General features: G+C 61.3%; 28 protein-coding genes and 1 pseudogene. 16 read left to right on the forward strand and 13 right to left on the reverse strand.

What is annotated here, in order from left to right:
• Positions 1-81: 81 nt before the first annotated feature.
• The 8 genes from CO676_RS31520 to CO676_RS31555 are packed head-to-tail and all read right to left on the reverse strand — an operon-like array spanning position 82 to position 10,081.
• Positions 82-2,010 (reverse strand): CocE/NonD family hydrolase, encoded by a 1,929-nt coding sequence (locus CO676_RS31520; RefSeq protein ID WP_245424574.1) that lies wholly within the window; start codon positions 2,008-2,010, stop codon positions 82-84.
• Positions 2,011-2,032: 22 nt separating this feature from the next.
• A complete protein-coding gene (locus CO676_RS31525) occupies positions 2,033-3,025 on the reverse strand; it encodes an ABC transporter ATP-binding protein (RefSeq protein ID WP_210202658.1) in 993 nt (330 codons plus the stop codon).
• 59 nt (positions 3,026-3,084) lie between these two features.
• Positions 3,085-4,050 (reverse strand): ABC transporter ATP-binding protein, encoded by a 966-nt coding sequence (locus CO676_RS31530; RefSeq protein WP_097523988.1) that lies wholly within the window; start codon positions 4,048-4,050, stop codon positions 3,085-3,087.
• A complete protein-coding gene (locus tag CO676_RS31535) occupies positions 4,047-4,967 on the reverse strand; it encodes an ABC transporter permease (RefSeq protein ID WP_097523989.1) in 921 nt (306 codons plus the stop codon). The genes CO676_RS31530 and CO676_RS31535 overlap by 4 nt, the downstream gene beginning before the upstream one ends.
• 1 nt (position 4,968) lies before the next feature.
• Positions 4,969-5,946, reverse strand: a complete 978-nt coding sequence (locus tag CO676_RS31540) for an ABC transporter permease (protein ID WP_097523990.1) — start codon at positions 5,944-5,946, stop codon at positions 4,969-4,971.
• Complete coding sequence (ggt, locus tag CO676_RS31545; protein ID WP_097523991.1) at positions 5,943-7,604, reverse strand: gamma-glutamyltransferase; 1,662 nt, start codon at positions 7,602-7,604, stop codon at positions 5,943-5,945. The genes CO676_RS31540 and ggt overlap by 4 nt, the downstream gene beginning before the upstream one ends.
• Positions 7,601-8,461 (reverse strand): hydrolase, encoded by an 861-nt coding sequence (locus CO676_RS31550; RefSeq protein WP_097523992.1) that lies wholly within the window; start codon positions 8,459-8,461, stop codon positions 7,601-7,603. The genes ggt and CO676_RS31550 overlap by 4 nt, the downstream gene beginning before the upstream one ends.
• Positions 8,462-8,473: 12 nt before the next feature.
• Positions 8,474-10,081, reverse strand: coding sequence for an ABC transporter substrate-binding protein (locus tag CO676_RS31555; protein ID WP_097523993.1), 1,608 nt, complete (start codon positions 10,079-10,081; stop codon positions 8,474-8,476).
• Positions 10,082-10,281: 200 nt separating this feature from the next.
• On the opposite strand from CO676_RS31555, the gene CO676_RS31560 reads away from it, so the two are divergent.
• Positions 10,282-11,070, forward strand: a complete 789-nt coding sequence (locus CO676_RS31560; protein WP_097523994.1) for an IclR family transcriptional regulator — start codon at positions 10,282-10,284, stop codon at positions 11,068-11,070.
• 438 nt (positions 11,071-11,508) lie between these two features.
• Here CO676_RS31560 and CO676_RS31565 read toward each other — a convergent pair whose 3' ends face one another.
• Positions 11,509-12,123, reverse strand: coding sequence for a TetR/AcrR family transcriptional regulator (locus tag CO676_RS31565; protein ID WP_097523995.1), 615 nt, complete (start codon positions 12,121-12,123; stop codon positions 11,509-11,511).
• Positions 12,124-12,405: 282 nt separating this feature from the next.
• Between CO676_RS31565 and CO676_RS31570 the strand changes: the two genes are divergently transcribed.
• The 7 genes from CO676_RS31570 (at position 12,406) to msrA (ending at position 17,592) form a co-directional block, all read left to right on the forward strand.
• A complete protein-coding gene (locus CO676_RS31570; protein WP_097523996.1) occupies positions 12,406-12,936 on the forward strand; it encodes a DUF417 family protein in 531 nt (176 codons plus the stop codon).
• 109 nt (positions 12,937-13,045) lie between these two features.
• Complete coding sequence (locus tag CO676_RS31575) at positions 13,046-13,201, forward strand: DUF1127 domain-containing protein (protein ID WP_097523997.1); 156 nt, start codon at positions 13,046-13,048, stop codon at positions 13,199-13,201.
• Positions 13,202-13,257: 56 nt separating this feature from the next.
• A complete protein-coding gene (gene trxB, locus CO676_RS31580; protein ID WP_097523998.1) occupies positions 13,258-14,256 on the forward strand; it encodes a thioredoxin-disulfide reductase in 999 nt (332 codons plus the stop codon).
• Positions 14,257-14,571: 315 nt separating this feature from the next.
• Complete coding sequence (locus tag CO676_RS31585; RefSeq protein ID WP_179875720.1) at positions 14,572-15,036, forward strand: DUF6130 family protein; 465 nt, start codon at positions 14,572-14,574, stop codon at positions 15,034-15,036.
• A 100-nt stretch (positions 15,037-15,136) separates the two neighbouring features.
• Positions 15,137-16,597 carry an amidase family protein gene (locus tag CO676_RS31590; protein WP_097524000.1) on the forward strand — a complete coding sequence of 487 codons (1,461 nt, stop codon included), beginning with the start codon at positions 15,137-15,139 and terminating at the stop codon, positions 16,595-16,597.
• A gap of 45 nt (positions 16,598-16,642) precedes the next feature.
• Complete coding sequence (gene msrB, locus CO676_RS31595; RefSeq protein WP_097524001.1) at positions 16,643-17,089, forward strand: peptide-methionine (R)-S-oxide reductase MsrB; 447 nt, start codon at positions 16,643-16,645, stop codon at positions 17,087-17,089.
• A complete protein-coding gene (msrA, locus tag CO676_RS31600; protein ID WP_097524002.1) occupies positions 17,086-17,592 on the forward strand; it encodes a peptide-methionine (S)-S-oxide reductase MsrA in 507 nt (168 codons plus the stop codon). The genes msrB and msrA overlap by 4 nt, the downstream gene beginning before the upstream one ends.
• A gap of 124 nt (positions 17,593-17,716) precedes the next feature.
• Here msrA and CO676_RS31605 read toward each other — a convergent pair whose 3' ends face one another.
• Positions 17,717-18,253: an Rrf2 family transcriptional regulator gene (locus tag CO676_RS31605; RefSeq protein WP_144340232.1), complete on the reverse strand. Its 537-nt coding sequence runs from the start codon at positions 18,251-18,253 to the stop codon at positions 17,717-17,719.
• Positions 18,254-18,535: 282 nt separating this feature from the next.
• Here CO676_RS31605 and CO676_RS31610 point away from each other — a divergent pair, with 282 nt between their 5' ends.
• From CO676_RS31610 to CO676_RS31635, 6 genes and pseudogenes are all read left to right on the forward strand, one after another.
• Entirely contained in the window at positions 18,536-19,744 is a 1,209-nt protein-coding gene (locus CO676_RS31610) for an NAD(P)/FAD-dependent oxidoreductase (RefSeq protein WP_097524003.1), read from the forward strand.
• A gap of 88 nt (positions 19,745-19,832) precedes the next feature.
• Positions 19,833-20,249 carry a cupin domain-containing protein gene (locus tag CO676_RS31615; protein WP_097524004.1) on the forward strand — a complete coding sequence of 139 codons (417 nt, stop codon included), beginning with the start codon at positions 19,833-19,835 and terminating at the stop codon, positions 20,247-20,249.
• A gap of 23 nt (positions 20,250-20,272) precedes the next feature.
• Entirely contained in the window at positions 20,273-20,728 is a 456-nt protein-coding gene (locus tag CO676_RS31620) for a carboxymuconolactone decarboxylase family protein (protein ID WP_097524005.1), read from the forward strand.
• Positions 20,728-20,964 carry a YeeE/YedE thiosulfate transporter family protein gene (locus CO676_RS31625; protein ID WP_245424576.1) on the forward strand — a complete coding sequence of 79 codons (237 nt, stop codon included), beginning with the start codon at positions 20,728-20,730 and terminating at the stop codon, positions 20,962-20,964. Before CO676_RS31620 ends, CO676_RS31625 begins: the two co-directional genes overlap by 1 nt.
• Before the next feature lie 76 nt (positions 20,965-21,040).
• Positions 21,041-21,769 carry a hypothetical protein gene (locus CO676_RS31630; RefSeq protein WP_179875721.1) on the forward strand — a complete coding sequence of 243 codons (729 nt, stop codon included), beginning with the start codon at positions 21,041-21,043 and terminating at the stop codon, positions 21,767-21,769.
• 183 nt (positions 21,770-21,952) lie between these two features.
• A pseudogene (locus tag CO676_RS31635) lies at positions 21,953-23,140 on the forward strand (IS3 family transposase).
• Between the two features lie 79 nt (positions 23,141-23,219).
• On the opposite strand, the gene CO676_RS31640 reads toward CO676_RS31635, so the two are convergent.
• From CO676_RS31640 to CO676_RS31650, 3 genes are read right to left on the reverse strand one after another with little or no spacing between them, the layout of a single operon-like run.
• Complete coding sequence (locus CO676_RS31640; protein ID WP_097524006.1) at positions 23,220-24,164, reverse strand: alpha/beta hydrolase; 945 nt, start codon at positions 24,162-24,164, stop codon at positions 23,220-23,222.
• A gap of 33 nt (positions 24,165-24,197) precedes the next feature.
• Positions 24,198-24,419, reverse strand: coding sequence for a DUF2798 domain-containing protein (locus CO676_RS31645; RefSeq protein ID WP_179875722.1), 222 nt, complete (start codon positions 24,417-24,419; stop codon positions 24,198-24,200).
• Positions 24,420-24,454: 35 nt separating this feature from the next.
• Positions 24,455-25,102, reverse strand: coding sequence for a TetR/AcrR family transcriptional regulator (locus CO676_RS31650; RefSeq protein WP_210202657.1), 648 nt, complete (start codon positions 25,100-25,102; stop codon positions 24,455-24,457).
• 334 nt (positions 25,103-25,436) lie between these two features.
• On the opposite strand from CO676_RS31650, the gene CO676_RS31655 reads away from it, so the two are divergent.
• Together CO676_RS31655 and CO676_RS31660 are read left to right on the forward strand one after the other, a co-directional pair.
• Entirely contained in the window at positions 25,437-25,838 is a 402-nt protein-coding gene (locus CO676_RS31655; RefSeq protein ID WP_097524007.1) for a cupin domain-containing protein, read from the forward strand.
• A 46-nt stretch (positions 25,839-25,884) separates the two neighbouring features.
• Positions 25,885-26,725: epoxide hydrolase (locus tag CO676_RS31660; protein ID WP_144340233.1), on the forward strand; the 841-nt coding region annotated here is incomplete at its 3' end.

Here is a 26,725-nt window from a genome sequence, read left to right on the forward strand (position 1 = left end):
CGCCCATCAGGCGGCCGCTCGACGAGCTCACCTCAAAACTAAAATGCAACTGTAATGCTAGGAAGTCGACTGGTACAGGATCTAAGACCTGCTGACGTAGGCTAGATCAGTACCATGGCTGAAAAGCTGAACGCCCTCTCCCGCTACCTCGGCAATCAGCCGCGATGGCCGCGGTCTGTCGAGAAAGATCGTGTTACGCGCCACCTGCCGATTGCGTCCGAGGCCCGCCGGCGCGCCGGTATTCGGATTGACATCGAACTTCGGAAAATTGCTGGAGGAGATGTCGAGCCGCAGCCGATGGCCGGCACGAAACAGATTTGCGGTTGCAAACAGCTCGATCCGAAGCCGCATGATCTCGCCCGGCTCGACGTGCTCGGCCTTTTCGAAGGACCGGCGGAAGCGGCAGCGAAAGATGCCATCGGAAAGATTGAGGGCGTAGCCGGTGGGGTAGTCGGGGCTTGGCGGATAGACATCGATCAGCTTGGCCGTGAAGTCCGTATCGGGTGCTTCGGTCATCGCCCAGAGCTCGACCGCGACCCGCCCGAGAATCGTCAGGTCTTCCGCGAGCGGCTCGGTTTCGAAGGAGAGAACATCGAGGCGGGCGGACAGCGGCAGCCCGGGATTGCGGCAGCCGAAGAACCTTTCGTCCTCCCGCTGATCAAAGCCGCCACCGACGAAGACCGGTTGACCGCTCGTCAACGCTCCGCCGATGGTCGGAACCGGATCGTCAGGATCGAAATCATAGCTTAGTGGAGCAGCGTCGGACACAGGCGGGCTCTCCGAAAGCCTCCCCTTCGGATGCAGGTAGAAGCTTCGTTCGATCGCTCCGGGCAGCGGCCATCGCTTCTCCGCGATCCAGTGCCCGCCGTGATCGAGACGCCCCTCATCGTTCCGCGAGCCGCTTCCCCCGCCCATCACGAAGAGGCGGATCGGCGCGTCCTCGAAGGCATGATCCGGCTCGCCCTTGAGCCAGCGGTCGAACCAGCACCGGCGAAACTCCAGCCAACTCGCGGCGACATTGCCGCCGATCGGGGCCTGCAGCCCGAAATCGACGTCGCCGGCAAAAGTCAGATTGCGGTCGCCGTGGAGACACGGTCCCATGATCAGTGCCAGCGGCCGCCTCCCGCTGCGCGAGAGACCGGCGAAATTCTCGAAGGTCGTCGGGACATAGGCATCGAACCAACTCGATATCAGCGCGATCGGGATCTCGGGAATGGCGTCGTAGTAGCCTGCCGCGTGGATTCCGACCTGCTTCCAGAAATCGTCGAACGTCTCGTGGCGCCATTGCTCCAGTAGATATGTTTCGTACTCGCGCGCCCAGCGCAGCGGCGACCGCCCTTCCGTCCATGGCATCTTGCCGAACCAACGATGCAGGTTTTCGGCTTCAAGGGCCCTGCGGCCCAGTTCGTCGCCAGAAGCGAGGGCGTTTTCGCGGGCTTCCCGGTAAGCCCAGGTCGCCTGCTTCAGCTCGAATGCGCCGCCCTGTCGGATGCCGCAGGTAAAGGCGTTGGAGAACCCGCCGGAATCGAGGATCATGGTCGCAAGGCCAGGGGGCGCAAGGCAGGCCGCAGCCATTTGGGTGTGCGCCGCATAGGAAAGCCCCATGGTGCCGATCTTGCCGTCGCACCAGGGCTGGGCGGCGATCCAGGAAAACGTGTCGTAGCCGTCAGGCCCCTCGGAGAGGTATTTGACGAACTTTCCCTCGGAGCCGTGGCGACCACGGCAGTCCTGATAGGCCACGATATAGCCGTGACGAACGAAATGCTCAGCGACGGTCGCACGCTGCATCGGCTCCGTCATGCCGACTTCAAGCTCGGCCCGGGAGGCCATCGCCTTCCCATAGGGTGTTCGCTCGAGGATCACCGGCATCGGCCCGCCGAGCGGACGCCCATGGCTCGCCGGGGTGTAGATATCGGTCGCGAGCCTGACGCCGTCCCGCATCGGAACCATTACATCGCGGTAGAGGATCATGTCGTCTGTCACGACCTCAAACGCCGGAAGGTCTGCCATCGGTGAAAGTTCCTTAGGGCGGTCAGCCGGAAAAGTCGTTGAGGTGACATGCGCTCCTGTGGCCTGCCGCGACCACCTTCAGCCGCGGCGCCTCGGTGCGGCATCGTGGCAGCGCATGCGGGCAGCGCGGGTGGAAGTGACATCCGCTGGGCGGTGCCAAGGGGCTCGGCAGCTCGCCCTTGATCGCGGCGAAACTGCGCTTGGTCGTTTCGATCCGTGGCACCTCGGCGAGAAGGGCCTGTGTATATGGATGGTTCGCTCTTGCGAATATTTCCTCGGCGGGAGCCTCTTCCACGATCCGGCCGAGGTACATTATCGCAACGCGGTCGGAGATGTGCTCGACGACGCCGAGATCATGGCTGATGAACAGGTAGGTCAGGTTCAGCCTTTCGCGTAGATCCATGAACAGGTTGAGGATTTGCGCCTGGACCGACACGTCGAGAGCGGCAACGGCCTCATCGCAGACGAGGAACTCCGGCTGCACAGCCAGTGCGCGCGCAATCCCGATCCGCTGACGCTGGCCTCCGCTGAACTGGTGTGGAAAGCGGCGCTTGAGAGCCGGATCGAGGCCTGCCCGCCTGAACTGTTCGTCCACGAAGGCATCAAAGTTCCCGTCGATCAGCCGGTGTACCCGCGGCGCCTCGCCGACGATGTCGACAGCTCTCCGCCGCGGATTGATCGACGCGTAGGGGTTCTGAAAAATCATCTGGACGCGCAGCTTGGCTTCGCGCCACTCGGACGGGGAGAGTGTCTTTATGTCCCGGCCGCGCCAAAGCACCGATCCGCTTGTGGGGGGCAGGATGCCGGCGACGACCCGACCGAGCGTCGACTTGCCGCAACCCGACTCGCCGACAAGGCCGACGACTTCGCCCTTGCGAACGGAGAGGCTGACGTCGTCGATAGCCCGCACCCTCGGAGCAGGCTTGGCCAGCCTGAGCGCGATCGCCAGGCGAGCGGCAAGATCCGGGGGCGTCCCGAAACTATGGGAAATATGTTTCAGCTCGATCAGCGGCATCGCCTCAGCGGAATCCACCGATGAGCCTTCAGCGGTCGGTGCAAGCGATGTGGCGCCGATCATGCACGGACCTCCGTCAACGGATGCAGGCAGCGGTGCTCGCGCATGCCCGCCGCGAACAGCGGCACCTCCTCGCCGCATGCTGCGTCAGCGCGCGCGCAGCGCGGAGCGAAGGCGCAGCCGGCCGGCAGGCATGCCACGTTGGGCGCCATTCCGGGGATCTGTCGAAGCCGCTCGCCGCGGCGATTGCGACTCGGAACCGAGTCGATGAGACCGGCGGTATAGGGGTGTAGCGGACGGGCAAGTACGTCCGACACCGGCCCGGTCTCGACGATACGACCCGCATACATGACGGCGATCCGATCGGCGAGCCGCGAAACGACGGCAAGATCATGGGTGATCCAGATCAGTGACGTGTGGTTCTGCGCCACGAGCTTTTGCACCTCGGCGAGTATCTGCGCCTGGATGGTCACGTCGAGCGCGGTGGTCGGCTCGTCGGCGATGATGAAGTCCGGCCGATGCAGCAGCGCCATGGCGATGACGACGCGCTGGCGCATGCCGCCGGAGAACTGATGCGGATAAGCCTGCAGCCGCTCGTCCGGGCTCGGAATCCCGACCATGCCGAGGGCGTCCCGAGCTCGCGCACGGGCCTCCGCGCGCGAGACGTATTCATGCGCCTGCACCGCCTCTATCAGCTGAGTGTCGATGCGCAGGACCGGGTTCAGCGTCATCATCGGGTCCTGGAAGATCATGGCGATACGGCGCCCGCGCAGAGAGCGCATCTCTTCGCGGCTCGCCCGGGTGATGTCGCGCCCGTCGAATATGATCTGTCCGCCGACGATCGTCCCGGGTGGGTCGACAAGGCCGATCACCGAAAAGCCGGTGACAGATTTGCCGGAGCCGCTTTCGCCGACGAGGCCGAGAACCTCGCCGCGACCGACGCTGAACGATACGCCGTCGACGGCCTTTACGGGGCCGAAATGGGTCTGCAGATCGCGGACTTCGAGAAGTGCCGTGGCGTTCATGAGTGGCCCCTGGGGTTGAGCACGTCGCGAAGGCGGTCGCCGACAAGATTGATCGCAACGACGGTGATGAGGAGAGCCACACCCGGATAAAAGCTGATCCAGGTCATCCCCGAGAGCATGTATTGGTAGCCGTTGGCGACAAGCAGCCCGAGGCTTGGCTCGGTGATCGGCACCCCGAGACCCAGAAAAGACAACGTCGCCTCGAGGGCAATAGCGCGCGCCACCTGCACCGTGGCAATCACGATCAGCGGCGGCAGGCAGTTTGGCAGCAGATGGACGAACAACATGCGCCATCGCGGAATGGCGAGCGACTCCGCCGCTTCCATGTACTCCTTGCGTCGCTCCACCAGCGCCGTGCCGCGCGCGGCACGCGCGTATGTCGCCCACTCAACGATCACGAGAGCGAGCACGACGTTCAGGATTCCCTTTCCGAGAAAGGCGAGGATCATCAGCGCGACGAGAATAGCCGGAAAGGAAAGCTGCAGGTCGACGATGCGCATGATTGCCGCCTCGGTGCGGCCGCCGGCATAGGCCGCGATCAGACCCAGCGAGGCGCCGAACAGCGCCGCAAACAGCGCCGAACTGACGCCGACGCCGAGGGATATACGCAGGCCATAGATAATGCCGGAGAGCATGTCGCGGCCTTGGTCGTCGGTGCCGAGCCAGAAGGTCATTCCGGTCATCGATTGAGAGCCCGGAGGAAGCCGGCTGTCCATGATGTCCAGCTGGTTGAGGTCATAGGGATTTTGCGGCGCCACCAGCGGTGCGAACAAGGCCAATCCGACGATAATCGCCAACAACGACACGCCGAACACAGCCCCCGGCGAACGGAAGAATGCCCGCACAAGCCCCCGGAACGGCGCCTCCTCTCCTTTTTCGGCCGCGGTAGAGCCCGGGGGCAGCATGTCGATGCTCATCTCACGGCCCCTCCCCCTGAAGCCGAACCCGCGGGTCGAGCGCCGTATAGGTCAGGTCGACAATGAGGTTGATGACAACGAAGAAGGAAACGATTGCCATCAGGTACGCGGTGATGATCGGACGATCTAGCACGTTGATGCTGTCGATGATCAACTTGCCCATGCCCGGCCAGCTGAAGACGCTTTCGGTGACGACGGAGAAGGCGACGATCGAGCCGAACTCCAGGCCTACGACGGTCACCACCGGGATCATGATGTTCTTCGAGACGTGGACGCCGATGACGCGCGCTTCGCTGAGGCCCTTCGCCCGCGCGAACTTGATGAAATCGAGCGGCAAGACTTCGGCAACCCCGGCGCGCGTCAGCCGAAGAATGAGGCAGGCGTCGAACAAAGCAAGATTGACCGCCGGCAGGATCAGGTGAGCCAGGCCGTCCCTGGTCAGGAAGGCCCATTGGACACCAAACAATTCGGCAGTCTCGCCGCGGCCGCCGCTCGGCAGCCAACCGAAATGCACGCCGAAAAGCATGATCAGCACCAGCCCCACCCAGAAGGTCGGCAACGAAAAACCGAGAATGCTGGCGCTCATGATCACCCTGCTAACGAGGCCGTTGGGTCGGAGGCCCGCGTAAAGGCCGAGCGGCACGCCGACGACGATGGCGATGAGGATCGCACAGACGGCGAGTTCGACCGTTGCAGGCAGGCGCTGCAGGATCACCGTGATCGCGGGCTCGTTGTACACATAGCTCTCGCCGAGGTCGCCATGCAGCGCAGCCTGCAGAAAGCGGAAATACTGCTCCCAGAGAGGCCGATCGAGCCCGAGCGCCTCGACGACACGGGCGCGCTCGATCTGGTCGGCGTCGGGCGAGATCAGGATGTCGACCGGGTCGCCGATGACGTTGACTGCCACGAAGACTATGACTGTCATGGCGAGCATGACCATCATGGCCTGAAGCAGCCTGCGGATGATGGCGGCGGTCATGAGGCCGCTCCCACGCCTCGGGTGCCGCTCCGGCTCCTTGGCCCGCGATGCGCAGGTACCGCCATAGCCATGCCGTCGCGCTGCGGATCGGCGCCTCCCCGGCAAACGCCGTCTTCGATCTGGATTCCGTGAAGGGCGGCGAAGGCATAACTTTGCCACGACCGCTTCACTTGATAGCCTCGGGCTTCGATTTCGTCGGTGACATAGCGTGGAATGCGGTTGGACACGTCGATCGTGTTCGACACCGCGACGATCCTCGGAGCAGACACCGCTTCCGGCATCGTCATGCCGAAGTCGATGATGTTCATCAGCCCCTGCGCCATGGACGGGGCGATGTAGCTCCCGCCGGGAGCGCCCATGACGATCACCGGCCGCCCGTCTTTGAAGACGATCGTGGGCGCCGCCGAGCTGGCCCGGCGTTTCCCTGGCGCCAGCGAGCCAGCCCTGCCAGGCCGAGGGTCGAAGCGGCTCATCGTGCCGTTGTACATGAAGCCCAAACCGTCGGTGATCGCGCCAGACGGGCTGCCCAGCGTATGCGTCATAGCGACGGCATTCCCCTCACGGTCGACGACCGAGATGTGGGTCGTCTCGCGCGGCGACCTGTCGTCGAGCCGTTGCACCTCGGCGCGCGCTCCCGCCCTGATCTCGGCCGCGAGCGTAGCGCAATAGTCGCTTGAGAGTAGCCGCTCGACGGGCACATCGACATAGGCTGGATCGCCGAGATGGAGGTCCTTGTCGATGGTCATGCGCTTCATCGCCTCGGCGAGCAGCATTATATGCTCGGCACTGCCATGTTCCATGTCGCCGAGGTCAAAATGCTCGAGGATGTGGAGGAGCTGCAGCATGGATATACCGCTTGCAGGCGGGGGGCTGGTTGCGATGTCGTAGCCGCGATACCTGCCCCACAGCGGTTGGGCCGTCGACAGCTCGTAACGCCGAAGATCGTCCTTGGAAATAAGCCCGCCATTTGCCGCCATGTCGGCAGCGATCTCTTCCGCAATCTCGCCCTTGTAGAAACTGTCCGCGCCGGCCGCCGCTATACGCTCGAGCGTTCGGGCGAGATCAATATTGGTGACAATGTCGCCCGGCAGCTTCACGGTTCCGTCGGCGCGGAAATAGATGGCGCGACCGGTCTCGCTGAAGCGCAGCTTTTCAATGGTCCGGACTTCGCCTGTATCGACTCCATCCTGGGCCCAGTACCAATGGACATGCGGTCGGACCATGAAGCCGCGTTTCGCCTGGACAGCGGCTGGCGCGATAACGTCAGCCCAATCATAGGTGCCGTATCGCGTCAGCGCCTCGGCATAGCCCTTGATGCTGCCCGGGGTGCATACCGCGAGATAGCCGATCTCGCTGATGCCGCCCTCGAGCAGGAAGGCAAAACCGTCCCGCGACTGACCGACGAGAAGGTCGCTCCACATTTGGGGCGACGCCTTCAGCGGCGCCCTTGCATAGAACTCCAGAACCTCGTGCACGCCCCGGTGAGGCATGTAGACCTGCATCGAACCGAAACCGCCGATGCCGGCCATCTGGGGATCCACCACGCCCTGCATGAAGGCGCAGGCGATTGCCGCATCGACGGCATTGCCGCCGCGTTTGAGCACGAGCGCACCGGCCTCGACTGCCTCCGGCTGAGGAGCGACAATCATTGCGGTCATTTGGAACGGCTCCTGCGTTGCTTGAGCACCTCGGCGAGGAAATCCTTGACCGGGTCGAGAACCTCGAAGCGATCATGGGAAACTCCGGGCAAGAGATCGAATTGCACCCGCACACCCGCTGCCTCGAACGAGCGGCGCAGCGCCTGGAGCCGCTCGGGACGTGTGCGTCCGGCATCGTTGGCGCCCGGCATCCAGTGAGCGCCACCTTCACGGTGGGTTATCTCCCAGGTCTCCAGATCGGCGTCGCCGACGATCATCTGCACCGGCACTTTTGCCAGGGCCGCAGCGTCGAAGGTGATGCCGAACTTCTGCGGCAGGTCGCGAATGCCGACCCACCAGTCATGCTCCGGATCTAGTTGGGTCACCGAGCCCGGCGCGCCCACCGAGGCTGCCCAGAGCTTGTCCGGGTGGAGGATCGCAAAGCGATGGGTGAAATGGCCGCCACCGGAAAATCCGAACATCGCAAAGCGCGTCCAGTTCTGATGGTATTTGCCGCTGACCTCCTCGACCATGGCAAGGAGCGCAAGGTCGTAGCGGATATTGCCCTCCAGCATGTATTTGTATCCGCTACGGGCGCCGTCGCCGAGGACACTCATTGGAAAGACAGGGCACAGTATGGCGCAGTCGTTCCAGCGACCGAACTCCGAGAAGGCATCGCGGAACTCGAGGAAGGACGTGCGACCGGTACCGTGCACGGCGATGAGCAGCTCCACCTTTGCGCCCTCGCCCACAGCCGGCGGCACGTAGAGACAATAGTGAAAACGCGGGTCCGCCTTCGATGCAAAGATCGCCGTCGCGCCAAGGTCGTAGATGGCGCGGCCGCGATCCGCGGCCGGCTCCGGAATGATGATCGTCAAGCTGGTTCCTCCTCAGGCGGTCTTGACGTTCATGGCGAGCGTATATTGGTCGGCCCGCGTCGTGAACTGGAGGTCTTTGCGGGCTGCGGCGACGAGCACCTCGTGGTGCATCGGGATCAGCGCCACGTCGTTGAAGACGATTTCGCTCAGTTCCGAAAGCATCTTGTCGCGCTTGGCGTCGTCCAGCGTTCGCTTCGCTTCGAGGAGCTTGGCGTCCACTTGCGGGTTCGAATAGCGGCCTGAATTGGCGATGCCCATCCCGGCATCCGGGTTCTGAGTGGCGACGAGAGCCGTCATCGGGTTCGAAGTCTCGCCGGTGTTTACGCCCCACGAATCGAGGTTCATGCTGAACTCATGAGCATCGGCCTTATCGGCATAGACCGACCACGGCATAACCTCGACGCTGACGTCGAGCCCGACCCGCGTGAGCATCTGCGCGACGGCCTGGACAATCTTGGCGTCATTGACGATACGGTCATTCGGCCCGTGGATCGTCAGACGGAACCCGTCGGAATAGCCCGCCTCGGCGAGCAGGGCCTTGGCTTTTTCCGCATCGAAGGGTGTCGGCTTGATGGCCGGCGAAGTGCCGGGCGCGCCGGCTGGAAGGAATTGCGAGGCGACGATGGCATTGCCTTGCATGATACGCTCGACAATAGCCTCGCGGTTAATCGCCATGGATAGCGCCTGCCGGACGCGCAAGTCCTTGAGCGGATTGCGGTCGAGAGGTTTGCCGTCTTTGCCGGCGATGAATGGCGTCACATCGCGGGAAGTGTCGAGGGAGAAGAACACGACGCGACTGGACACGCCGCGAACAATCCTGAAGCGCTCGTCCTGCTCGACGCGCCCGATTCCCTCATAGGGTACTTGTTCGACCAGATCGAGATCGCCGGCGAGCAGGTTTGCCAGCCGAGCGCCCGCATCGGTGACGATCCGCAGCTCGACTTCGGGCAAGGCGGGCCTCGTCCCCCAATAGTTGGGATTTGCCGAAAGTGAGACTCGATTTCCGGGAACATATTCCTTCAGCACATAGGGGCCGGTGCCAATCGCAGCGGTGCCGTTGTTGAACTGCTCGCTCGTTGCATCCTTGTATTTTGCGCGGATGATCCGGATGCGGCTCAGCGAATTCGGCAGGAGCGGCTCCGGAGACTTGGTCTCGATAACGAGCTTGCCTGCTTCCGGAGAGGTGATCGCCTTGATATTGCGCGTATAAGTGCGGAAGGACGCTGTACTTTCGATCGTATTGGCGCGGTCGAAGGAAACCACAATGTCCTCGACGGTCAGCGGCTCGCCGTCACTGAAACGCACGTCAGGCCGCAGGTCGAACTCCCAGTGGGTGTCGTCGACCGCGCGCCAAGCGGTGGCCAGACCGGGCTTGGATTCCGACTTCTCGTCATTGGTCACGAGCGTGTCGTAGATATGAGTCGATAGCGCGTTGTTAGGCGCGTTGCTCTTCAAGTGCGGGTCCAGCGTGGTCGGCGGAGCCGCCATGCCGATCCGCAGCAGACCATTGCCCGCGGCTTGGGCTGAACCTAATCCCGTCAGCGAATATCCTTGCAATACGACAGCACTGCCTAACGCCCATTGCATCAACGCACGGCGTGAAATGGTCCGCTTGATCATCGATTTTCTCCGTATCCCACTCTGGATCAGCGCCCCGGAGGAGTTCTCTCGCGGCGCTTTCGAGCGCCCGGCCCCTTTTCGGATGACCGTTGAAGTGAAGATCAATGTTCCGCTGTTGTCAACAACAATAAAACGCTGTTTTACTAGACGAAACGACCGAGTTGGTGTAGGCATTGCTGAGAATAAGTTTTGGAAGGACGATGAGTATGACCGTGGAGGCGGAAACCCGTTACAAAGTCGATGCCGTCGATCGGGCGATCAGCCTGCTGCAGACCGTCGCCGGCGAGGCGGATCTTGGGGTTTCGGAAATCGCCCGACGGACCGGCGACAGCAAGGCCCGCGCCTTTCGGCTTTTGCAGACACTGGTCCGGCGCGGCCTGCTGGCGCGCTCAGCGGACGGGAAGGGATACCGCCTCGGCCTTGCTGCCCTTATGCTGGGCCATGCCGCAGGCGAACAGATGGACCTGATCCGCATTGCGAGCCCGATCCTTGAGGAACTTGGCCGGCAAATCGGCGAGACGACGCAGTTGCGCATCCGCGACGACCAGGAAAGCCTTTGCGTCGCCAAATGGGAGCCGAAGCGGGATCTGCGCGTCAACGCGGTTATCGGGCGCCGAAGGCCGCTGCACGCCGGCTCGAGCAAGGCGTTCCTCGCCTATTTGGATGAGGACGAGCGTGAGGCCATTCTTGCTGGCCCTTTGCACCGCTTCACAGCAAAGACGGTGACCGATCCGCAACTATTGCGAGCAGGGCTCGAGAAAATCCGAAAGGCCAAGTATTTCGTCAGCCGCGGCGAGATCAACGACGATCTGATCTCGATTACCGCGCCGGTGTTCATCTCGCCAGGCACCGTGGTCGCGGCCCTGAACATCGCGGCACCGGCACACCGGGTCCCAGAAGAACGCATCGCCGAACTGGGCGCCATGATCGCCCAAGCGGCTCATCGAATCTCGGCCGCCCTGGGGCTTCGATCGCCAGCCCCGAAGTAGCAGACGGAAAGACCCGCGGAGCTACGCCTTCAGGCACATAGACATTCGGTGAAGTGCTGGAGAGGGTGCGCCAAGGAGGCCGGCGTACAACAACTTTAGCAAGAGACCTTCCCCGTAATGCATTGGGCGATCTTTTTAGGAGAGAGCGCGAAGCCCTTCGCAATCCGCGCGCAGGGAACACGAAAAACGGCTGCCCTCGACCCAAGGCGGTCATTCGCGGCGAAGGCCCCGAATTTCCGGTATTTCCCGAATAGTGGGCACTTCTTATTCCTCTCAACAGGTCAGAATCGGAAACAGCCGTGGAGCCGTCGGAATACTGAACTTCCCCGAATGGTCCTTCAACCAAGTCCGATGTGAATGCCGGATGGGGCGGCGTGGCAGTGGCGCAGGTCGCTTAGTCCATTATGCGACTTGGCGATGCAGCGCCGGAGGGAGACTTCAGGAGGCTTGCGTTCGCCGGCCTGCGTCCTCTCCCGGGGCTGACGGAGACCGCTCTTCCGCCGCGAGCAACTGGCCTGCCATGCGTTTGGCCTGCCGCGCAGGCTCGGCGATGCGGGTCATCTGTGCGACGGCCATCGCGCCCTCGTGCAGCAGGTTGATCTCGGTCGCGATCCGCTTCGGCTCCGCAAACCGCGCCGCATGGGCGAGTTCCTCAAAATAGGCGATTACCAGGCGCTTGTGCATCACTGCAGCGCGGAACACGGCATTGACCGTATCCTTATGCTCCCCCGCCGCGCTCACGAAGATGCAGCCGCGGAACTGCTTGTCGCGGACCGTAGTTTCGAGGAAATCGAACGTCACCAGAAGGCGCTCGACCAGATCGCTCGCATGCTGCTCGACGAAGGCACGCATGGCATTGCGGTCCTCCTCGTCGCGCCGTTCAAGCGCGGCCAGGATCAGGTCTTCCTTGGTTTCGAAGTGCCGGTAAAGCGTCGTCTTGGCCACCCCCGCCTCGGCGATGATCAGGTCGACACCCGTCGCGTGATAGCCGTGCTGGTTGAACAGCCGCAGTGCGGTTTCGAGCAAGTGGTCCCGGATTTCCGAACGGCGCATTATCGCCCTCACTACACGTAACAGATCTGTATCGTTTTAACGGTAGCCGGAGGCAAATACAAGGAGCTTTCTGAGGCATTCCCTGCAAGGAGCGCCTCCTTCGCCTCACGGCAGCGCGGGGGAGAAAAGTTCCCTGGGGAACAAGGCCGGCATCCTTCCAGAACTCGCCCTTGCAAAACGATACAGATCGGTATACTTCTTTTTCATTCGATACAACTCTGTATCGTTTACTCCGCATCAGCCGGGCGGATCGCCCACCGCGGACAACCCAAGGAGAAGACAATGCCTCATGTTCCTATCCGCAGCGCCGCGTCCCATCCGGGCGCACACGCTCGCGCCGTTTCCCTCGATCTGGCCGAGCACCACGGCCGGACCGTCAGTGCGGCTGGGCTCTATATATCGCTGGTCGTGATCTATGGCTGGTTCGGCGGTATGAAGTTCACCGCTTATGAAGCGGAAGGGCTGACCGGCCTGGTTGGCAACAGTCCGCTGTTGAGCTGGACCTATTCGCTCTTCAGCGTAAGGGACTTCTCAAGCCTTCTCGGCTTCTTCGAACTCAGCATCGGCGCCCTGATCGCGGCACGGCTCGTCAACCCGGTTTACTCGCTCGTCGGCGGTTTGCTCTCGGCCGGGCTGTTCGCGACCACGCTCAGCTTCATGGTGACGACCCCGGGGGTCACAGTGCCGGAGCTCGGCTTTCCGGCGATTTCGGTCGCTGCCGGTCAGTTCCTGCTCAAGGACATCGGCCTGCTCGCCCTCTCCCTCTGGATTGCCGTCGACTCGCTCGCGGCGCTCCGCTCAGCCAGCACCTGACCAAAAACGAAGGCGGAGCCCCGCCTCCGCCCGCATCCCGAAATTGCAATGAAAGAAACCATCATGTCCAGATCGGCCGTGCCGGTCGGTTCAACGAAAGGAACGTCCCATGTATTTGACCTATGTTCTGTCTAAAATCCGCGCCCATCAGCGCTATCGCCGGACCCTTCACGCGTTCACGCAATTGAACGACCACTTGCTCGAGGATGTCGGCATTACCCGCAACGAAATCGACGTCATCGCGCGCCGGCAATACGACCAATGAACCCCGAGACTGCGTCACGGCTGATCCCAGACCGTGACGCAGAAGGAGATCACCTCATGAACACGCATTACGCCAGGGTCCTGATCATCGGGGCCGGACCGGCCGGCTATACCGCCGCCATCTACGCTGCCCGGGCCAACCTGAAACCGCTGCTTGTCACCGGGCTGCAGGCGGGCGGCCAGCTCACCATCACGACGGATGTCGAGAACTACCCCGGCTTTGCCGAACCCGTTCAAGGCCCGTGGCTCATGGAGCAGATGCGGCAGCAGGCGGAGAATGTCGGCACCGAGGTGGTGTATGATATCATCACCTCCGTCGATCTCTCCGAGCGCCCGTTCCGTCTCAAGGGTGACTCCGGCGACACGTACGTCGCCGATGCACTCATCATAGCGACGGGAGCCCAGGCCCGCTGGCTTGGCCTGCCCTCTGAGAAGACATTCAATGGTTTCGGCGTCTCGGCTTGCGCGACCTGTGATGGCTTCTTCTACCGAAACAAGGAAGTGGTCGTTGTCGGCGGCGGTAACACAGCCGTGCAGGAAGCGCTCTACCTGTCGAACCTTGCCTCCAAGGTCACGGTCGTTCATCGCCGCGATCGCTTCCGCGCGGAGTCGATCCTGCAGGACCGTCTCCTGGCGAAGCCGAATGTCAAAGTCGTCTGGAACCACGTCATCGACGAGGTTATCGGCGAGCACGAGCCGAGGAAGTCGTTGACCGGCGTTCGGATCCGTGACGTGAACACGGGCGACGTGAAGGAGTTGTCCACACACGGCCTTTTCGTCGCGATCGGCCACGATCCGGTAACCGCGTTGTTCCGCGGCCAGCTCGACATGGACGAGGCCGGCTACATCAAGGTTGGCTCCTGGTCGACGAAAACAACTATCCCCGGGGTGCTGGCCGCCGGCGATGTCATCGATCCAGTATTCCGTCAGGCGATCAGCGCCGCAGGAATGGGTTGCATGGCGGCTCTGGAAGCCGAGAAATTCCTCGCCGAGCATTCACCCGATCCGGTCGCGCGGGCGATCGACACGCGTGAAACGGAGATGGTTGGAGCGTAGGACGGCGACGACAGGAGCCGTGCCCCGAGAAAGCGCGGACTCCGGCCGCAGTGCTCGGTGGTGTTGGATCGCCCTTGCTCCTACATAACGATACAGTTTGTGGGCATGTGAACACATTCAAGATACGAGCATGCGTCAGTCTCGCCCAACGGTTCGGACCGACCCGCGAGCCGTGAGACCGAGACATGAGCTGGGATCGTTCGCTCACAACGTGAAGAGAGCCTCCCGAGACGTGACTATTCGGTCCTTCGCCTGCCGGCTCATGTTTCTGTCCGGCATGAGGAAATGGGTCTTCGAACCAAAGGAACGACTGAAATGATCCTGCTCATCAAGACCCTTACCGCCGCCACCGCCGCTACTGTGCTCGCAACCGGCGCATTCGCCCAGAGCGCGCGGGAGATCCGCGGCCCTTCACCCTATGTCGCCGTCGAGAACGAGCCCGCGCCTAAGCTGATCGTCGATCCCCCGCTTCCCGAAGGGATTGCCCAGGGTGTCTACTGGGCCCAGTACCGGGTGGAGAACCTGCGCATCGTACCGGTGTTCGGAGCCGGCGCCGTCGACGTGTCTCCACGCATCGGGCATCTCCACGTTATCGTCGATGACCTGCCGTGGTGGTGGGCGGACGCGAGCGACAACAACACCGTCGATATAGCCAATTTCCCCCCCGGCCCGCACAAGGTGAATATCCGGTTGGTCGACGCCAATCACAACGTGATCCCCGGGCAGGAGGTGACGCATACGTTCACCGTCCCCGACACGGCGGCTCCTCACACGCACTGAGGATCGCTCTCCGATGCGCTGCCGCGCAGTTGACAACTGCGCGGCCCTGAACGTGACGGCCAACGGCACGTTGGCCGTCCTGGGCTAAAGTGAGGTTATCATGCACGAGAACGAAGTATTCGTTAGAACAGCCTCGGAGCCGGAAGCGGAAGGGCTCACCGGGCTTGGCATCGTCGCGGCGGCTGCCGCCATTCGTGATGGCGACATCTCGTCGGAGTCCTATACGGCCGCGCTCCTCCAGCGCGCCCGGACGCACTCCGATCTAAATGCGTTCATCACGATAGATGAGGGCGCTGTGCTGGCGGCGGCCAGAAATGCGGACAAGGCCCGCGCCGCTGGTTCCACTGCTCCCCTTCTCGGCGTTCCGTTGGCGGTCAAGGACAGCTATCTGACTCAAGGACTGCGAACGACGCTTGGGGTGCGGAATCTGGAAGGTTTCGTGCCGGAAAAGAACGCCGAGGTCGTTGGCGCGATCAAGGATGCTGGCGGCATCGTCTTTGGCAAAAATAACCTCGTTGAGATGTCCTACGGCTTGACCGGCAACAACAGCCCCTATGGTCAGGTGAAAAACCCGCATAACCGCAATCATGTCTCTGGGGGCTCCTCCAGCGGGGCTGGCGCGTCCGTGGCGGCTCGAATCGTGCCCGCGGCCCTAGGGGGCGATACGGTAGGTTCGATCCGAGTGCCTGCGTCGCTATGTGGCGTGGTCGGCTTCAAGCCGACGACGGGGCGGTGGCTAGGTAATGGGGTCGCCCCGATCTCTCATACCCTCGATACAACAGGCGTGCTTGCGCGCAACGTCGAAGACTGCGCCCTGATCGATCAAATCGTCACGAAGGCTGAAGCGACCGTACGCTCCGATCGGTCTGACCTCAAGGGTGTCAGGTTAGCCTATGCGCCTCGGCAATATCTTGATCTGGTTGAGCCTGACATCGAGGCGCATTTCAACGACACGGTTCGGCGGCTACGCGAGGCTGGTGCCGAGATTGTCTCGATAGATCTTGGAGAAGACTTCGCCTCGATCACCGAAAGGGCAACGTGGAACATCTTTTTCCATGAGACGATGGAAGCGATCTCTGGATTTCTTCATCGCAACGGCGTTCCTACTTCATTCGACGCGATCCATAACGGCTTGAAACCCGGTCTAAGAGAAGCTTGGGGGCACGTCGTCCTGCCGAGCGGACCCGGATATTCTCGCGAGACATATGAGGCAGCGCTATCGCTCGATCGACCGGAAATTCAGCGCCGATTCAGCGAGGCCTTTACTCGCAGCGGGGCTGTTGCACTTCTCTTTCCAACGACTCCCTGCACGGCACCATTGATCGAGCAGCAGTCGAAGTTCGCAATCGCGGATCAGGAGGTCAGCGATCTGGTTCTGGCAAAGAACACCATCGCCGCGAGCCTAGCCGATTTGCCAGGTATCAGCATTCCTACGGGCCTGTCTAAAAACGAGCTTCCGATAGGGCTTGAAATTGACGGTGCGCACGGGCGTGACAGTAGCCTCCTCGAACTCGCACGTCGTGTGGAAGCGACCGTCGGGACGACGACATCACCCGTCTGAACGATCGGCGCTGCTCGATCAAGATCTAAGCAACGGAGACAGGCAATGACCTACAAGAAGACCGACGAAGCGGTTAGTAAGCTTACGCCCGAGCAGTATCGGGTGACCCAGCAGAATGGCACCGAACGCCCCTTCACCGGGGAGTACACTGACAACAAAAGGCCGGGAATCTATGTTGACATCGTTTCCGGCGAACCGCTTTTCGCCTCGGCCGACAAGTTCGATTCCGGCTGCGGCTGGCCGAGCTTCACCAAGCCGATCGTACCGGCAAATGTCAACGAACTCAGGGATAACTCGCATGGCGTGATCCGCACCGAGGTGCGCTCGAAGCATGGCGACAGCCATCTCGGCCATGTGTTTCCCGACGGCCCTGAAGATCGGGGCGGACTGCGTTACTGCATCAATTCCGCGGCACTGCGCTTCATTCCGCGTGAAGAAATGGAGGCCGAGGGTTACGGCGCCTATATCAACCAGGTAGAGGATATCAAATGACCAAGAGAGCTGTTTTGGCTGGTGGCTGCTTCTGGGGGATGCAGGACTTGATCCGCAAGCTCCCCGGCGTCATCGAGACCCGCGTGGGCTACACCGGCGGCGATGTTCCCAACGCGACGTACCGCAATCACGGTACCCACGCGGAAGGCATCGAGATCATCTTCGATCCGGAGAAGATCAGCTATAGGCGGATTCTGGAGCTGTTCTTCCAGATCCACGATCCGACCACGAAGAACCGACAGGGCAACGACATCGGCACCTCGTACCGCTCGGCGATCTACTATGTCGACGACGAGCAAAAGCGAATTGCCGAGGACACGATTGCAGCCGTCGAGGCCTCGGGCCTGTGGCCGGGCAAGGTCGTGACCGAAGTCGAGCCGGTGGGAGACTTCTGGGAGGCGGAGCCGGAGCACCAGGATTACCTGCAGAACTACCCCAGCGGCTACACCTGCCACTTCCCGCGCCCCAACTGGGTGCTGCCCCGGCGCGCGGCGGCCGAATAGCCGGCCAGCGCTAATCTCTGGCAGCGGCGTCTGTCGTCGCGTTCATGCCTGCTCATCGAGGCGTGCAGCCAGGGAAGCGCGTTCAGACTGAACGCACTTCTCTACGCAGAGGACCGCATATCAATCAACCTTTTGCTGAATTGCCGCGGCGGCGACGCCGCGGCGTGCGAGCCGCCAGCCAAGCCTTTACGCGGCCCCCATGATCCTTTGGTGCCTTCGCCGCTGCGCGTCCGGCGATGCTTGCCAGCGTGTGCCCGGCCAACACTTCCCTTGTCCGTTTCTCAGCCTCGAGCATCACCACGTGAATGGAACAGACGCCGTCCATCGCCCAGGCGGGGGTGCGGTCTCCGAAAAGCGCGCATTGAGCACGGATTTCCCTGCATTCGAACAGCGCCTTACGCCCGTCGACGGCTTCGATGACGTCGAGTGCGGTGATGTCTGTGGCAGGACGCGCAAGTGTAAAGCCACCGCCAATCCCCTCGCGGGCGACAACGATGCCCGCCTTCTGGAGCTTGGTGAAAAGCTTCGCGACGAATTCGGCGGGAATCTTCTGTAGCTCGGCAAGATCGCGTGCACTTGTCGTCTGCCCTCCCTCCTCCGCGTCCGCGAGATAAAGGAGACAGTGAAGAGCGTACTCGACGCCTGCGCTTACATGGGCCATGGAGCCACCAGTTAAAAACAACGACTAATTTAGTCGGCGATAACATCAGAGGCCCATTTCCGCAATACCTCTTCCGTCGCCCTTCTGTTGACAAAGCGTCTTCAGAAGCACCCGGAATTATCATTGCTGGATTACTCCGATTATATTAGTCGTAGTTAAGCGGCGCCATGAAATTCGTCGCGAAAACCGCCTCCCCTCGGGAGGCAACTACCTGAACGGCAATCGTCTGACCGGCTGGACTTCGTCCCGCCGAAAGCGAAGCCTTGTCCAAGAGGAAGAGAAATGAGCGAACGAATTCTGATCATCGGCGCCGGTTTTGCCGGAATGTGGTCGGCGCTTGGTGCCATGCGGCTGCTTGACCAGCAGGGAAAGGCGGACGGTTCCGTCGAGGTTGCGGTCATCGCCCCGCAGCCCGAACTACACATCCGCCCACGCCTATACGAGAAAAACGCGTCCAAGATGAAGGCGCCCTTGTCGGAGATATTCGCCAATGCCGGCGTGCGGTTCATCAAAGGTTATGCGACGGCTGTTTCAACGGCAAAGAATTCCGTGACCTATGCGAACGACGCCGGCCACGAGACCACAATCGGCTATACCAAGCTTGTCCTGGCGACTGGCAGCGTGTTGTTTCGTCCCGACATCCCGGGACTGGCGCACGCCTTTAATGTCGACCAGCTTGCCGACGCCGCCGATCTCGAGGAACATATTTCCCAACTGCGACGCCTTCCGGAAAGCCTTTCCCGCAACACGCTGGTCGTCGCCGGCGGCGGCTTCACCGGGATCGAGACGGCCGCAGAGATGCCGCATCGTCTTCGCGCCGCGCTTGGCGAGGACGCCGACGTCCGCGTCATCGTCGTCGAGCGCAACAATGCGATTGGGCCGGATCTCGGACCGGGCCCTCGCCCCGTCATCGAGCAGGCGTTCGCGGAACTTGGGGTGGAGACCCGTCTCGGCGAAGGGATCATCGCCATCGATCCCCGGGGCGTGACGCTGGCGTCCGGCGAAAGGATCGACGCGGCCACCGTAGTCTGGACGGCAGGGGCCCGCGCCAACCCCCTAACGAAGCAAATCGACGCGGAAAAAGATGCCTTCGGACGTCTTCATGTCGACCGGAACCTCAAGGTCATCGGACACTCTAACGTCTATGCGACCGGTGACGTTGCCTATGCCGCGATCGATGATGACGGCAACCGCACGATGATGAGCTGTCAGCACGCGCAGAATCTTGGCCGCTCCGCAGGACACAACGTTGCGGCGGATTTGCTCGGGGTGGATCCCATACCCTACAGCCAGGAGAAGTACGTAACGTGCCTCGATCTCGGCCCATGGGGCGCCGTCTACACCGAAGGGTGGGACCGCCAGGTGGCGCTTTTGGGCGCCGAAGCCAAGAAGCTTAAAACGAAGATCAATACCGAGTGGATCTATCCGCCGAGCGCTGATCGTGCGGCAACGTTGGAAGCGGCAAATCCGCTTCGGATTGTCGTGGCTTGAACCAGAACAGGTCGCCGTCGCGCGAAACGACAAAGACATCGCGCGACGGACGGCCCTTTAAAACGGCAAACGAAGGAGAATTGCCACTATGAAACCGCTCATTATCCTTGGCGCTGCCTGCGCCGCCATCGCAATCGCCACCGCCATGCCTGCGGCAGCGCATGACCCCGGCGAAGCTGTCACGCCACATTTCGAAGAGGCCATTCCCAACATTCCGGGCAAGACGCTGAAGGCCGTAATCGTCGATTATCCGCCGGGCGGGGCATCGGTACCGCACAGGCACGCGGACTCGTCGTTTATCTTCGCCCACGTCCTCTCCGGAGAAATCGAGTCGAAGGTCAATGACGGCCCGACGCAGACCTATCGCGCCGGCGAGAGCTGGTACGAACCGCCGGCATCAAAACACCTCGTCAGCCGCAACGCGAGCAAGACCGAGCCCGCAAGGCTCCTCGCCGTATTCGTCCTCGATAGCGACGAAGCGGCGCTGACCACCCCCATCAAGTGAACCGATCTTTAAGGAACAGAACGATGAGCAAGCGTCTCGACTACAACCAGATCGCACCCGCCGGCGCCAAAGCCCTTGGCGGAGTCTACGGCTACATTATGCAGAGCGGCCTCCCCGCAACGCTGGTCGATCTCGTCTATCTCCGTATCTCTCAGATCAACAACTGCGCCTACTGCCTCGACATGCACACCCGTGACCTGCTGAAGAAGGGGCAGAAGATCGAAAAGATTGCGCTGGTGCAGGCGTGGAGGGAAGCCGGCGATCTCTTCGACGGACGTGAGCGGGCCGCCCTTGCCTGGGCCGAAACGGTGACGCGCGTGGCCGAGACGGGGGTTCCCGATGAGCCCTATAAGGCAGTGCACGCAGTCTTCGACGAGCGCGAACTCGTCGATCTGACGATCGCGATCGGCCTGATGAACGCCTACAATCGCATGGCGATCAGTTTCCGAAACACGCCACAGGCCGCGCTCGAAAAATAATGCGGCAGGAATACTTTGTGGACGCGTTCGCGCGTCCACAAACTCCCCTCGAGAGAACGCTCGCGGGCATCCTCATGGGATTGGGTGCACTACTCATTCCCGGTGGGAACGACACGCTGCTGCTAGTTGGTTTCCCCGCTGGGGCCTGGCAGGCAGCGCTCGCCTACCTGCTATTCGTTTCGACGCTCGCCCTACTCATTGTTAAAATCGGTTCGATCGCAAAAGCCTGGTCATGACAATCGGCCGAAGACGGGCTCCATCGTTAGGTGGTATATATGACATGCCAATCGTCACGGATGTCGGAGAAGATCGATGGGTGGCAAATTGCACCCGCTTCTGGAAGAAGCTTTGGAAGCGCATGGCGGGCACGACCGCTGGCGCAAGTATAAGGGTATTGCCTCGACCATACGGACCGGTGGAAGGCTATGGGAGCTGAAAGGCGCTCCTTTGACACCTGTGCCACGGCGCGCAACGAGCGAGTTCCATCGCCAGTGGACCCGAGTTACGCCCTTTGGACAACCAGATTGGATAATGACCTGGACTCCCGAGCATGTCGAGATCACCGCCGGTAATGGCGCGATTATCGCCGAGCGAGACAACGGACGAGAAGCGTTCGATCGCACCTTCAACGGACGATGGGACCCGCTGAACCTAGCCTACTTCAACGGCTATGCCATGTGGACGTACCATGCGGCGCCGTTCGTTTTCGGCGAGCCCGGCTATGAAGCTCGCGATATTGCTCCGATCGAGAACGAAGGTGGTACGCTTCGCGGCGTAGCTGTGCGGTTTCCCGAAAACGTACACAGCCACACGCGGGAACAGCGCTTCTACTTCGGCTCGGATGGGCTGCTGCTCCGTCACGATTATACTGTCGACGTATGGGCGGACACGCCGGCTGCACACTTCATCTCTGATTACGGCGACGTTGACGGGCTGAAGTATCCGACGCGCCGCAGCGTGTTCGCAATCAAGCCGGATGGCACTCTCGACCGCGATTTCAACGCCGTCACAATCGACCTGTCGGATTACGCGCTGTTCTGACATCGCCGGGTACTGTGCGTCCCGTACAGCGACAACCTTCCGGTCCGCCAGCTGGAACGCGATGTACGCTGCTCGGGCAAAAGGATGCGTGAGGCCAAAGCGCAGTTCAGCAGCGTCATTGACCTTGCCCCGTTGAAATAATCCATTTTGAAGTAAGCTCTGGCCCATTGAGAGGACCAGGGAATGAAACGCAACCGTTTTACGGACGAACAGATCATCGGCATTCTGAAGGAGCATGAAGCGGGCACGCCGGTCTCGGAGCTCTGCCGCAAGCACGGTGTCAGCGATGCCAGCATCTACAAGTGGAAGGCCAAGTTCGGCGGGATGGACGTGTCTGAGGCCAAGCGGCTGAAGACGCTTGAGGACGAGAACACGAAACTGAAGCGGCTTCTGGCAGACGCCATGCTCGACAATGCCGCTTTAAAAGACCTTTTGGGAAAGAAGTGGTGACGCCCGCAGCAAGGCGGAACGCTGTCGCTCCTGATGGATCGCCACCAGATGAGTGAACGGCGGGCGTGTAAAGCCATCGGCTTTTGCCGGATGACGATCCGTTACGAAACCAGGCGCAGCGATGACCATGACCTTCGCGAGCGGATGAAGGCGCTGGCGCATGAACGTCGCCGCTTTGGATATCGACGCCTTCATGTGCTGCTCAGGCGTGAGGGTCACCTTGTGAACCATAAGCGGCTCTTCCGGCTCTATCGGGAAGAGAAGCTGACAGTGCGCAAACGTGGTGGCCGCAAGCGAGCGATCGGCACACGCGCACCGATGCTGATCCCGCTTGCCGCCAATGATCGCTGGTCACTGGACTTCGTGTCGGATCAACTCACCGATGGACGCCGGTTCCGGATTTTGACGGTCGTCGACGATTGCACCAGGGAATGCTTGGGCCTCGTCGCCGATACGTCGCTTTCCGGCCTGCGGGTTGCCCGTGAGCTTGACCGGATCATCGAGGGGCGCGGCAAGCCGAAGATGATCGTCAGCGACAATGGCAGCGAGTTCACCAGCAACGCGATCCTGCAATGGACGGACGGGGCCAAAGTGGACTGGCATTATATTGCGCCGGGCAAGCCGATACAGAACGCCTTCATCGAAAGCTTCAATGGGCGGCTGCGAGACGAGCTCCTGAATGAAACTCTCTTCTCGTCACTGACCCATGCTCGATCCGCGCTTTCAAACTGGCGCAGCGATTACAACGATCATCGACCACACTCTGGACTTGGCTGGATGACACCGGCCGAGTTCGCTCAGACAATCAACCCGCGACGTGATGCGGTGCTGCGCAGCCGGAATGGCTCCGCACCGCAACCCGCCGCTACCGCCCCGAATACAGCAACCCAAAACCGCTGGAGCGAACTCAAAACTGGATAAAACTTGGGGGCAAGGTCATCATCGACTGGATCATACGTACCGATCGAAGGCGCCCTGACAGAGAAACGGCAGAGCCATCTCATTGGAACGATTCACGAATCTCTTCTATCGTCTCGTTCGGGCTTTGCAGGTGGGGGTAATGACCGACGTTCGGAAGAAGCCGAAGCTGTGCCTTGATCTTTTCGGCTAACTCGATGCCCATTTCTTTCTTGATGTAAATGTCTTTCTCGCCCCAGATGACTTTTACGGGGGTCGTCAGCTTGTCTGTGTTAGCCTCAAAGTAGTTTTCGTCTCGCGTGAAGTTGGAATAGTAGTAATAGAAGGCGTCCGCCGACGTCAGTCCGCCATGGTCCCATCCTCTGGACATGTCATCCTTGACGTCCGGGGAAAGATCGAATTGTGCCTCTTCAGGTAAACCTCTCCTGTAGGCATTTTCCAGGATTTCCGCGTGTGTCTGGTTCATGTAGGCGCGCATTTTCCCTGCCGATGGCTCCGACTTCAGGTGTTGTAAGCTCTCGTACATGTACTGCGGCCTGTTGAACGGCGCGAAATCGCCGACGATGATCTTTTGGGCGATATCCGGTTTCTCCAGCGCCAGAAGCAGTGCCGGCAACGCTCCGATGTCCGTCGCGTAGATCGTGAGCTTGGACTCGTCGATGTTCGCCTTCTCGATGTAGTCGTGCAGGACGCGGGCGTATTCATTTGGCGCATAGGAAAACTTGTCGGCCGGAGGCCTCGAGGAAAGACCGTAGCCGGGCCAGTCGAAAGCGTGGACTTCGTAATCATCTGCGAGCGCAAGGGAGATATCCTTCCAGACGCACAGGGTCTCTGGAAAACCATGGAGGAAGAGCACCGTCCCCTTCGGGTTGGAGTTTTTCACCACCATCCTTCTGAGGGTTATGTCCGGACTTGTCTCGATGTAATCGATGTCCAGTTTCTCCGTTTGCGCGGGGTCATCACACGCCCAGGCAATCGAAGAGCTGAAAAGCAGGGCAAAGAACGCAGATAGCGATGGTCTGATCATGGCAGTCTCCCTCGGCTTGTGCCGTCTGCTGACTCATTGAACCACGCGGTCGACCAAGGCTTGCAGCCGGGGTCCGACCAGGAGGATCGCGGGAATGACGATCACGTATCCGATAGCCCAGGATCGCAGCCATGCGCTGGCGAAGGTTTGAGAAAAACCCACGTTAAGGGCGAGAAGTACGAACGAGATGATCCCGGTCGTCACGATGCCCATCAACAGGGCGAAGGCGATTTTCCGTTTCAGGTGCATGTTCATTGGTTTCCCCAATTGCGCAAGGAACTCGGCCGCCATCACGTGAGGTCGAGGATCGTTCTTTCCACCGCAGGCATAACGGCAGTGCGGTGACCGACATTGCCGGTCAGTTGGGAGATCATCAGCCCTCCTTCGATCAGGGCGATCAGCGTAAGGGCGGTCTGTTCCGCATCAACGCTCGCCCGGAACTCCCCGGCCGCAACGCCCGTCTCAATGACCGTGACGATGTTCTTCAGCCAGCCGTTGAAGGCGTCCATCGCCTTTTCCCGGAGATCAGGGTGAGTGCCATCGGCCTCCACTGCCGTGTTCAGCAGAGGGCAACCCCCCTGGGGGAAATCGTGGGACTGGAGGTCTTGATACACGCCCACGAGGGCGAGCAGTCTGTCTTTGCTGGTGCTGCGCTTGTCCATTTCCGCGCGCACTGTCGTTTTCACCCGTTGCCAGTTATGTTCGAAGGCAGCCAAGGCGACCTCGTCCTTGTTGGCGAAGTTGCCATAGATGCTGCCTTTTGTAAGTCCCGTGGCTTCCGTCATGTCGGCGATCGACGTCCCGGCGTAGCCCTTCACGTTGAAGATGGGGGCTGTCTTTTCCACGATGAACTGTCGGGTTCTCTCAGATTTTTTCATGATCCAGAAATATACCAATCGGTATTTTTTGTCAATGCCGGTGCTGCCGGCACCTCGCAATCTGTTCCCGATGCAAAGGACAGGGGCTTTGTCTCCAGCGGGTGATCGCTGCCGCGATACCTTGCCTCGTTGACCCCGCCGGCCGCCCCGCTCGCTGGGCGGGAGCCTGCGCGCCTCCCGCCATCAGCGCCATCAGAGGCCGCGCCTTCACGTGTCACGCGCCCTTCCCCAAAGTAGTGCGTGCCGATCGGGCGCCGAGTTCGCTCCGTTGTTCCGCGATACATGCCGTTACAAAAGTCCGGCCGGGCGGACACAGCGTTAATACACATAGGCGCTCAAATGGCTGCACTGGCTTCCAAACGAGCCTCGACCAAGTGCACGAAAGGATGACCATATGAAACCGTCTCGGATCATCGCAGCCGCGCTGCTGATCGTTGGAAGCGGATTGGCGCTGCAAGCGGCCAAGGCGCAGCAAGCGGGAATTCAGCGTACCGATCTCCTGGAGAACGACCTCGGTACGCCTGGCCGGGAGGCGATCCAGGTGCGGGTCGACTTCGAACCCGGCGCAGTCTCCATCAAGCACTCTCATCCGGGCGAAGAAGTGGCCTATGTCCTCGAAGGCTCGCTGGAATATCGGCTCGAGGGTAGAGCGCCGGTCACGCTTCATGCCGGCGAAGCTTTGTTCATTCCGGCCGGAGTGGCGCACGTGGCGAAGAATGTCGGCAGCGGCAAGGCATCGGAGCTCGCGACATACATCGTCGAGAAAGACACCCCGCTTGTCGTTCCGGTCAAGTGAGCGTTTCGACATGGACACTGAGAACCACAGAGAAGGAAGTGCAATAATGACCGCGCAGGAAGCGGAAGGTGCGTCCGCGCTGTCCCGCCGGGCTCTGCTCCTGAACGGAGCCGCGGTGGCAGCCCTTGCGGTGTTTCGCCCTGCGACAGCTTTCGCCCAAGCGGACGCCACGACGCCTTTCGAGGTCGGTGGCATTCGCCCCTTCCGTGTGGATATCCCGGCGGTAGCGCTCGTCGACCTACGCCAGCGCCTTGCCGCCACACGTTGGCCCGAGCCGGAGACGGTCGATGACCGCTCCCAGGGCGTACAGCTTGCGAAGCTTCAGTCACTCGTGCGCTACTGGCAAACGGACTACGACTGGCGCAAGGGTGAAGTGAAACTGAATGCCTTGCCTCAGTTTCTGACGAATGTTGACGGCCTCGATATCCACTTCATCCATGTTCGCTCGCGTCATGCGGATGCCTTGCCGCTCATCATGACCCACGGCTGGCCCGGTTCGGTCTTCGAACTGCTGAAAGTCATCGGCCCACTGACCGATCCGACGGCGCATGGAGGGACCGCGGAGGAGGCCTTCCATCTCGTGCTTCCGTCCATTCCCGGCTTCGGCTTTTCCGAGAAGCCGAAGGGCACTGGCTGGAACCCGGGCCGCATTGCCCGCGCCTGGGACGTACTCATGAAGCGCCTTGGGTACAGGGAGTACGTGTCACAGGGCGGCGATTGGGGTGCCATCATTTCTGATGCCATGGGCCGCCAGGCTCCTCCGGGTTTGCTCGGCATCCACGTCAACAGGATTGAGCGCGCGACCACCATCCCGCCGGAAATTGCCAAGGCCGGGCTAAGCGCCCGCGGCAGGCGGACACCGAACACCACGGCGAGACCACGGATCT

The organism is Sinorhizobium sp. BJ1 (assembly GCF_002531555.1).
Taxonomy (GTDB): domain Bacteria; phylum Pseudomonadota; class Alphaproteobacteria; order Rhizobiales; family Rhizobiaceae; genus Sinorhizobium; species Sinorhizobium fredii_B.

Excerpts from the sequence above, each read along its gene's own strand:
- msrB (WP_097524001.1), top strand. The coding sequence starts at position 16,643 with ATGACCTACAAGAAGACCGACGAAGCGGTTAGTAAGCTTACGCCCGAG.
- CO676_RS31585 (WP_179875720.1), top strand. The coding sequence starts at position 14,572 with ATGATCCTGCTCATCAAGACCCTTACCGCCGCCACCGCCGCTACTGTG.
- CO676_RS31640 (WP_097524006.1), bottom strand. The coding sequence starts at position 24,164 with ATGATCAGACCATCGCTATCTGCGTTCTTTGCCCTGCTTTTCAGCTCT.
- CO676_RS31610 (WP_097524003.1), top strand. The coding sequence starts at position 18,536 with ATGAGCGAACGAATTCTGATCATCGGCGCCGGTTTTGCCGGAATGTGG.
- CO676_RS31570 (WP_097523996.1), top strand. The coding sequence starts at position 12,406 with ATGCCTCATGTTCCTATCCGCAGCGCCGCGTCCCATCCGGGCGCACAC.
- CO676_RS31625 (WP_245424576.1), top strand. The coding sequence starts at position 20,728 with ATGCGGCAGGAATACTTTGTGGACGCGTTCGCGCGTCCACAAACTCCC.
- CO676_RS31520 (WP_245424574.1), bottom strand. The coding sequence starts at position 2,010 with ATGGCAGACCTTCCGGCGTTTGAGGTCGTGACAGACGACATGATCCTC.
- CO676_RS31525 (WP_210202658.1), bottom strand. The coding sequence starts at position 3,025 with ATGCCGCTGATCGAGCTGAAACATATTTCCCATAGTTTCGGGACGCCC.
- CO676_RS31540 (WP_097523990.1), bottom strand. The coding sequence starts at position 5,946 with ATGACCGCCGCCATCATCCGCAGGCTGCTTCAGGCCATGATGGTCATG.
- msrA (WP_097524002.1), top strand. The coding sequence starts at position 17,086 with ATGACCAAGAGAGCTGTTTTGGCTGGTGGCTGCTTCTGGGGGATGCAG.
- ggt (WP_097523991.1), bottom strand. The coding sequence starts at position 7,604 with ATGACCGCAATGATTGTCGCTCCTCAGCCGGAGGCAGTCGAGGCCGGT.
- CO676_RS31620 (WP_097524005.1), top strand. The coding sequence starts at position 20,273 with ATGAGCAAGCGTCTCGACTACAACCAGATCGCACCCGCCGGCGCCAAA.
- CO676_RS31530 (WP_097523988.1), bottom strand. The coding sequence starts at position 4,050 with ATGAACGCCACGGCACTTCTCGAAGTCCGCGATCTGCAGACCCATTTC.
- CO676_RS31560 (WP_097523994.1), top strand. The coding sequence starts at position 10,282 with ATGAGTATGACCGTGGAGGCGGAAACCCGTTACAAAGTCGATGCCGTC.
- CO676_RS31645 (WP_179875722.1), bottom strand. The coding sequence starts at position 24,419 with ATGAACATGCACCTGAAACGGAAAATCGCCTTCGCCCTGTTGATGGGC.
- CO676_RS31555 (WP_097523993.1), bottom strand. The coding sequence starts at position 10,081 with ATGATCAAGCGGACCATTTCACGCCGTGCGTTGATGCAATGGGCGTTA.
- CO676_RS31565 (WP_097523995.1), bottom strand. The coding sequence starts at position 12,123 with ATGCGCCGTTCGGAAATCCGGGACCACTTGCTCGAAACCGCACTGCGG.
- CO676_RS31535 (WP_097523989.1), bottom strand. The coding sequence starts at position 4,967 with ATGAGCATCGACATGCTGCCCCCGGGCTCTACCGCGGCCGAAAAAGGA.
- CO676_RS31630 (WP_179875721.1), top strand. The coding sequence starts at position 21,041 with ATGGGTGGCAAATTGCACCCGCTTCTGGAAGAAGCTTTGGAAGCGCAT.
- CO676_RS31590 (WP_097524000.1), top strand. The coding sequence starts at position 15,137 with ATGCACGAGAACGAAGTATTCGTTAGAACAGCCTCGGAGCCGGAAGCG.
- CO676_RS31655 (WP_097524007.1), top strand. The coding sequence starts at position 25,437 with ATGAAACCGTCTCGGATCATCGCAGCCGCGCTGCTGATCGTTGGAAGC.
- trxB (WP_097523998.1), top strand. The coding sequence starts at position 13,258 with ATGAACACGCATTACGCCAGGGTCCTGATCATCGGGGCCGGACCGGCC.
- CO676_RS31615 (WP_097524004.1), top strand. The coding sequence starts at position 19,833 with ATGAAACCGCTCATTATCCTTGGCGCTGCCTGCGCCGCCATCGCAATC.
- CO676_RS31605 (WP_144340232.1), bottom strand. The coding sequence starts at position 18,253 with ATGGCCCATGTAAGCGCAGGCGTCGAGTACGCTCTTCACTGTCTCCTT.
- CO676_RS31575 (WP_097523997.1), top strand. The coding sequence starts at position 13,046 with ATGTATTTGACCTATGTTCTGTCTAAAATCCGCGCCCATCAGCGCTAT.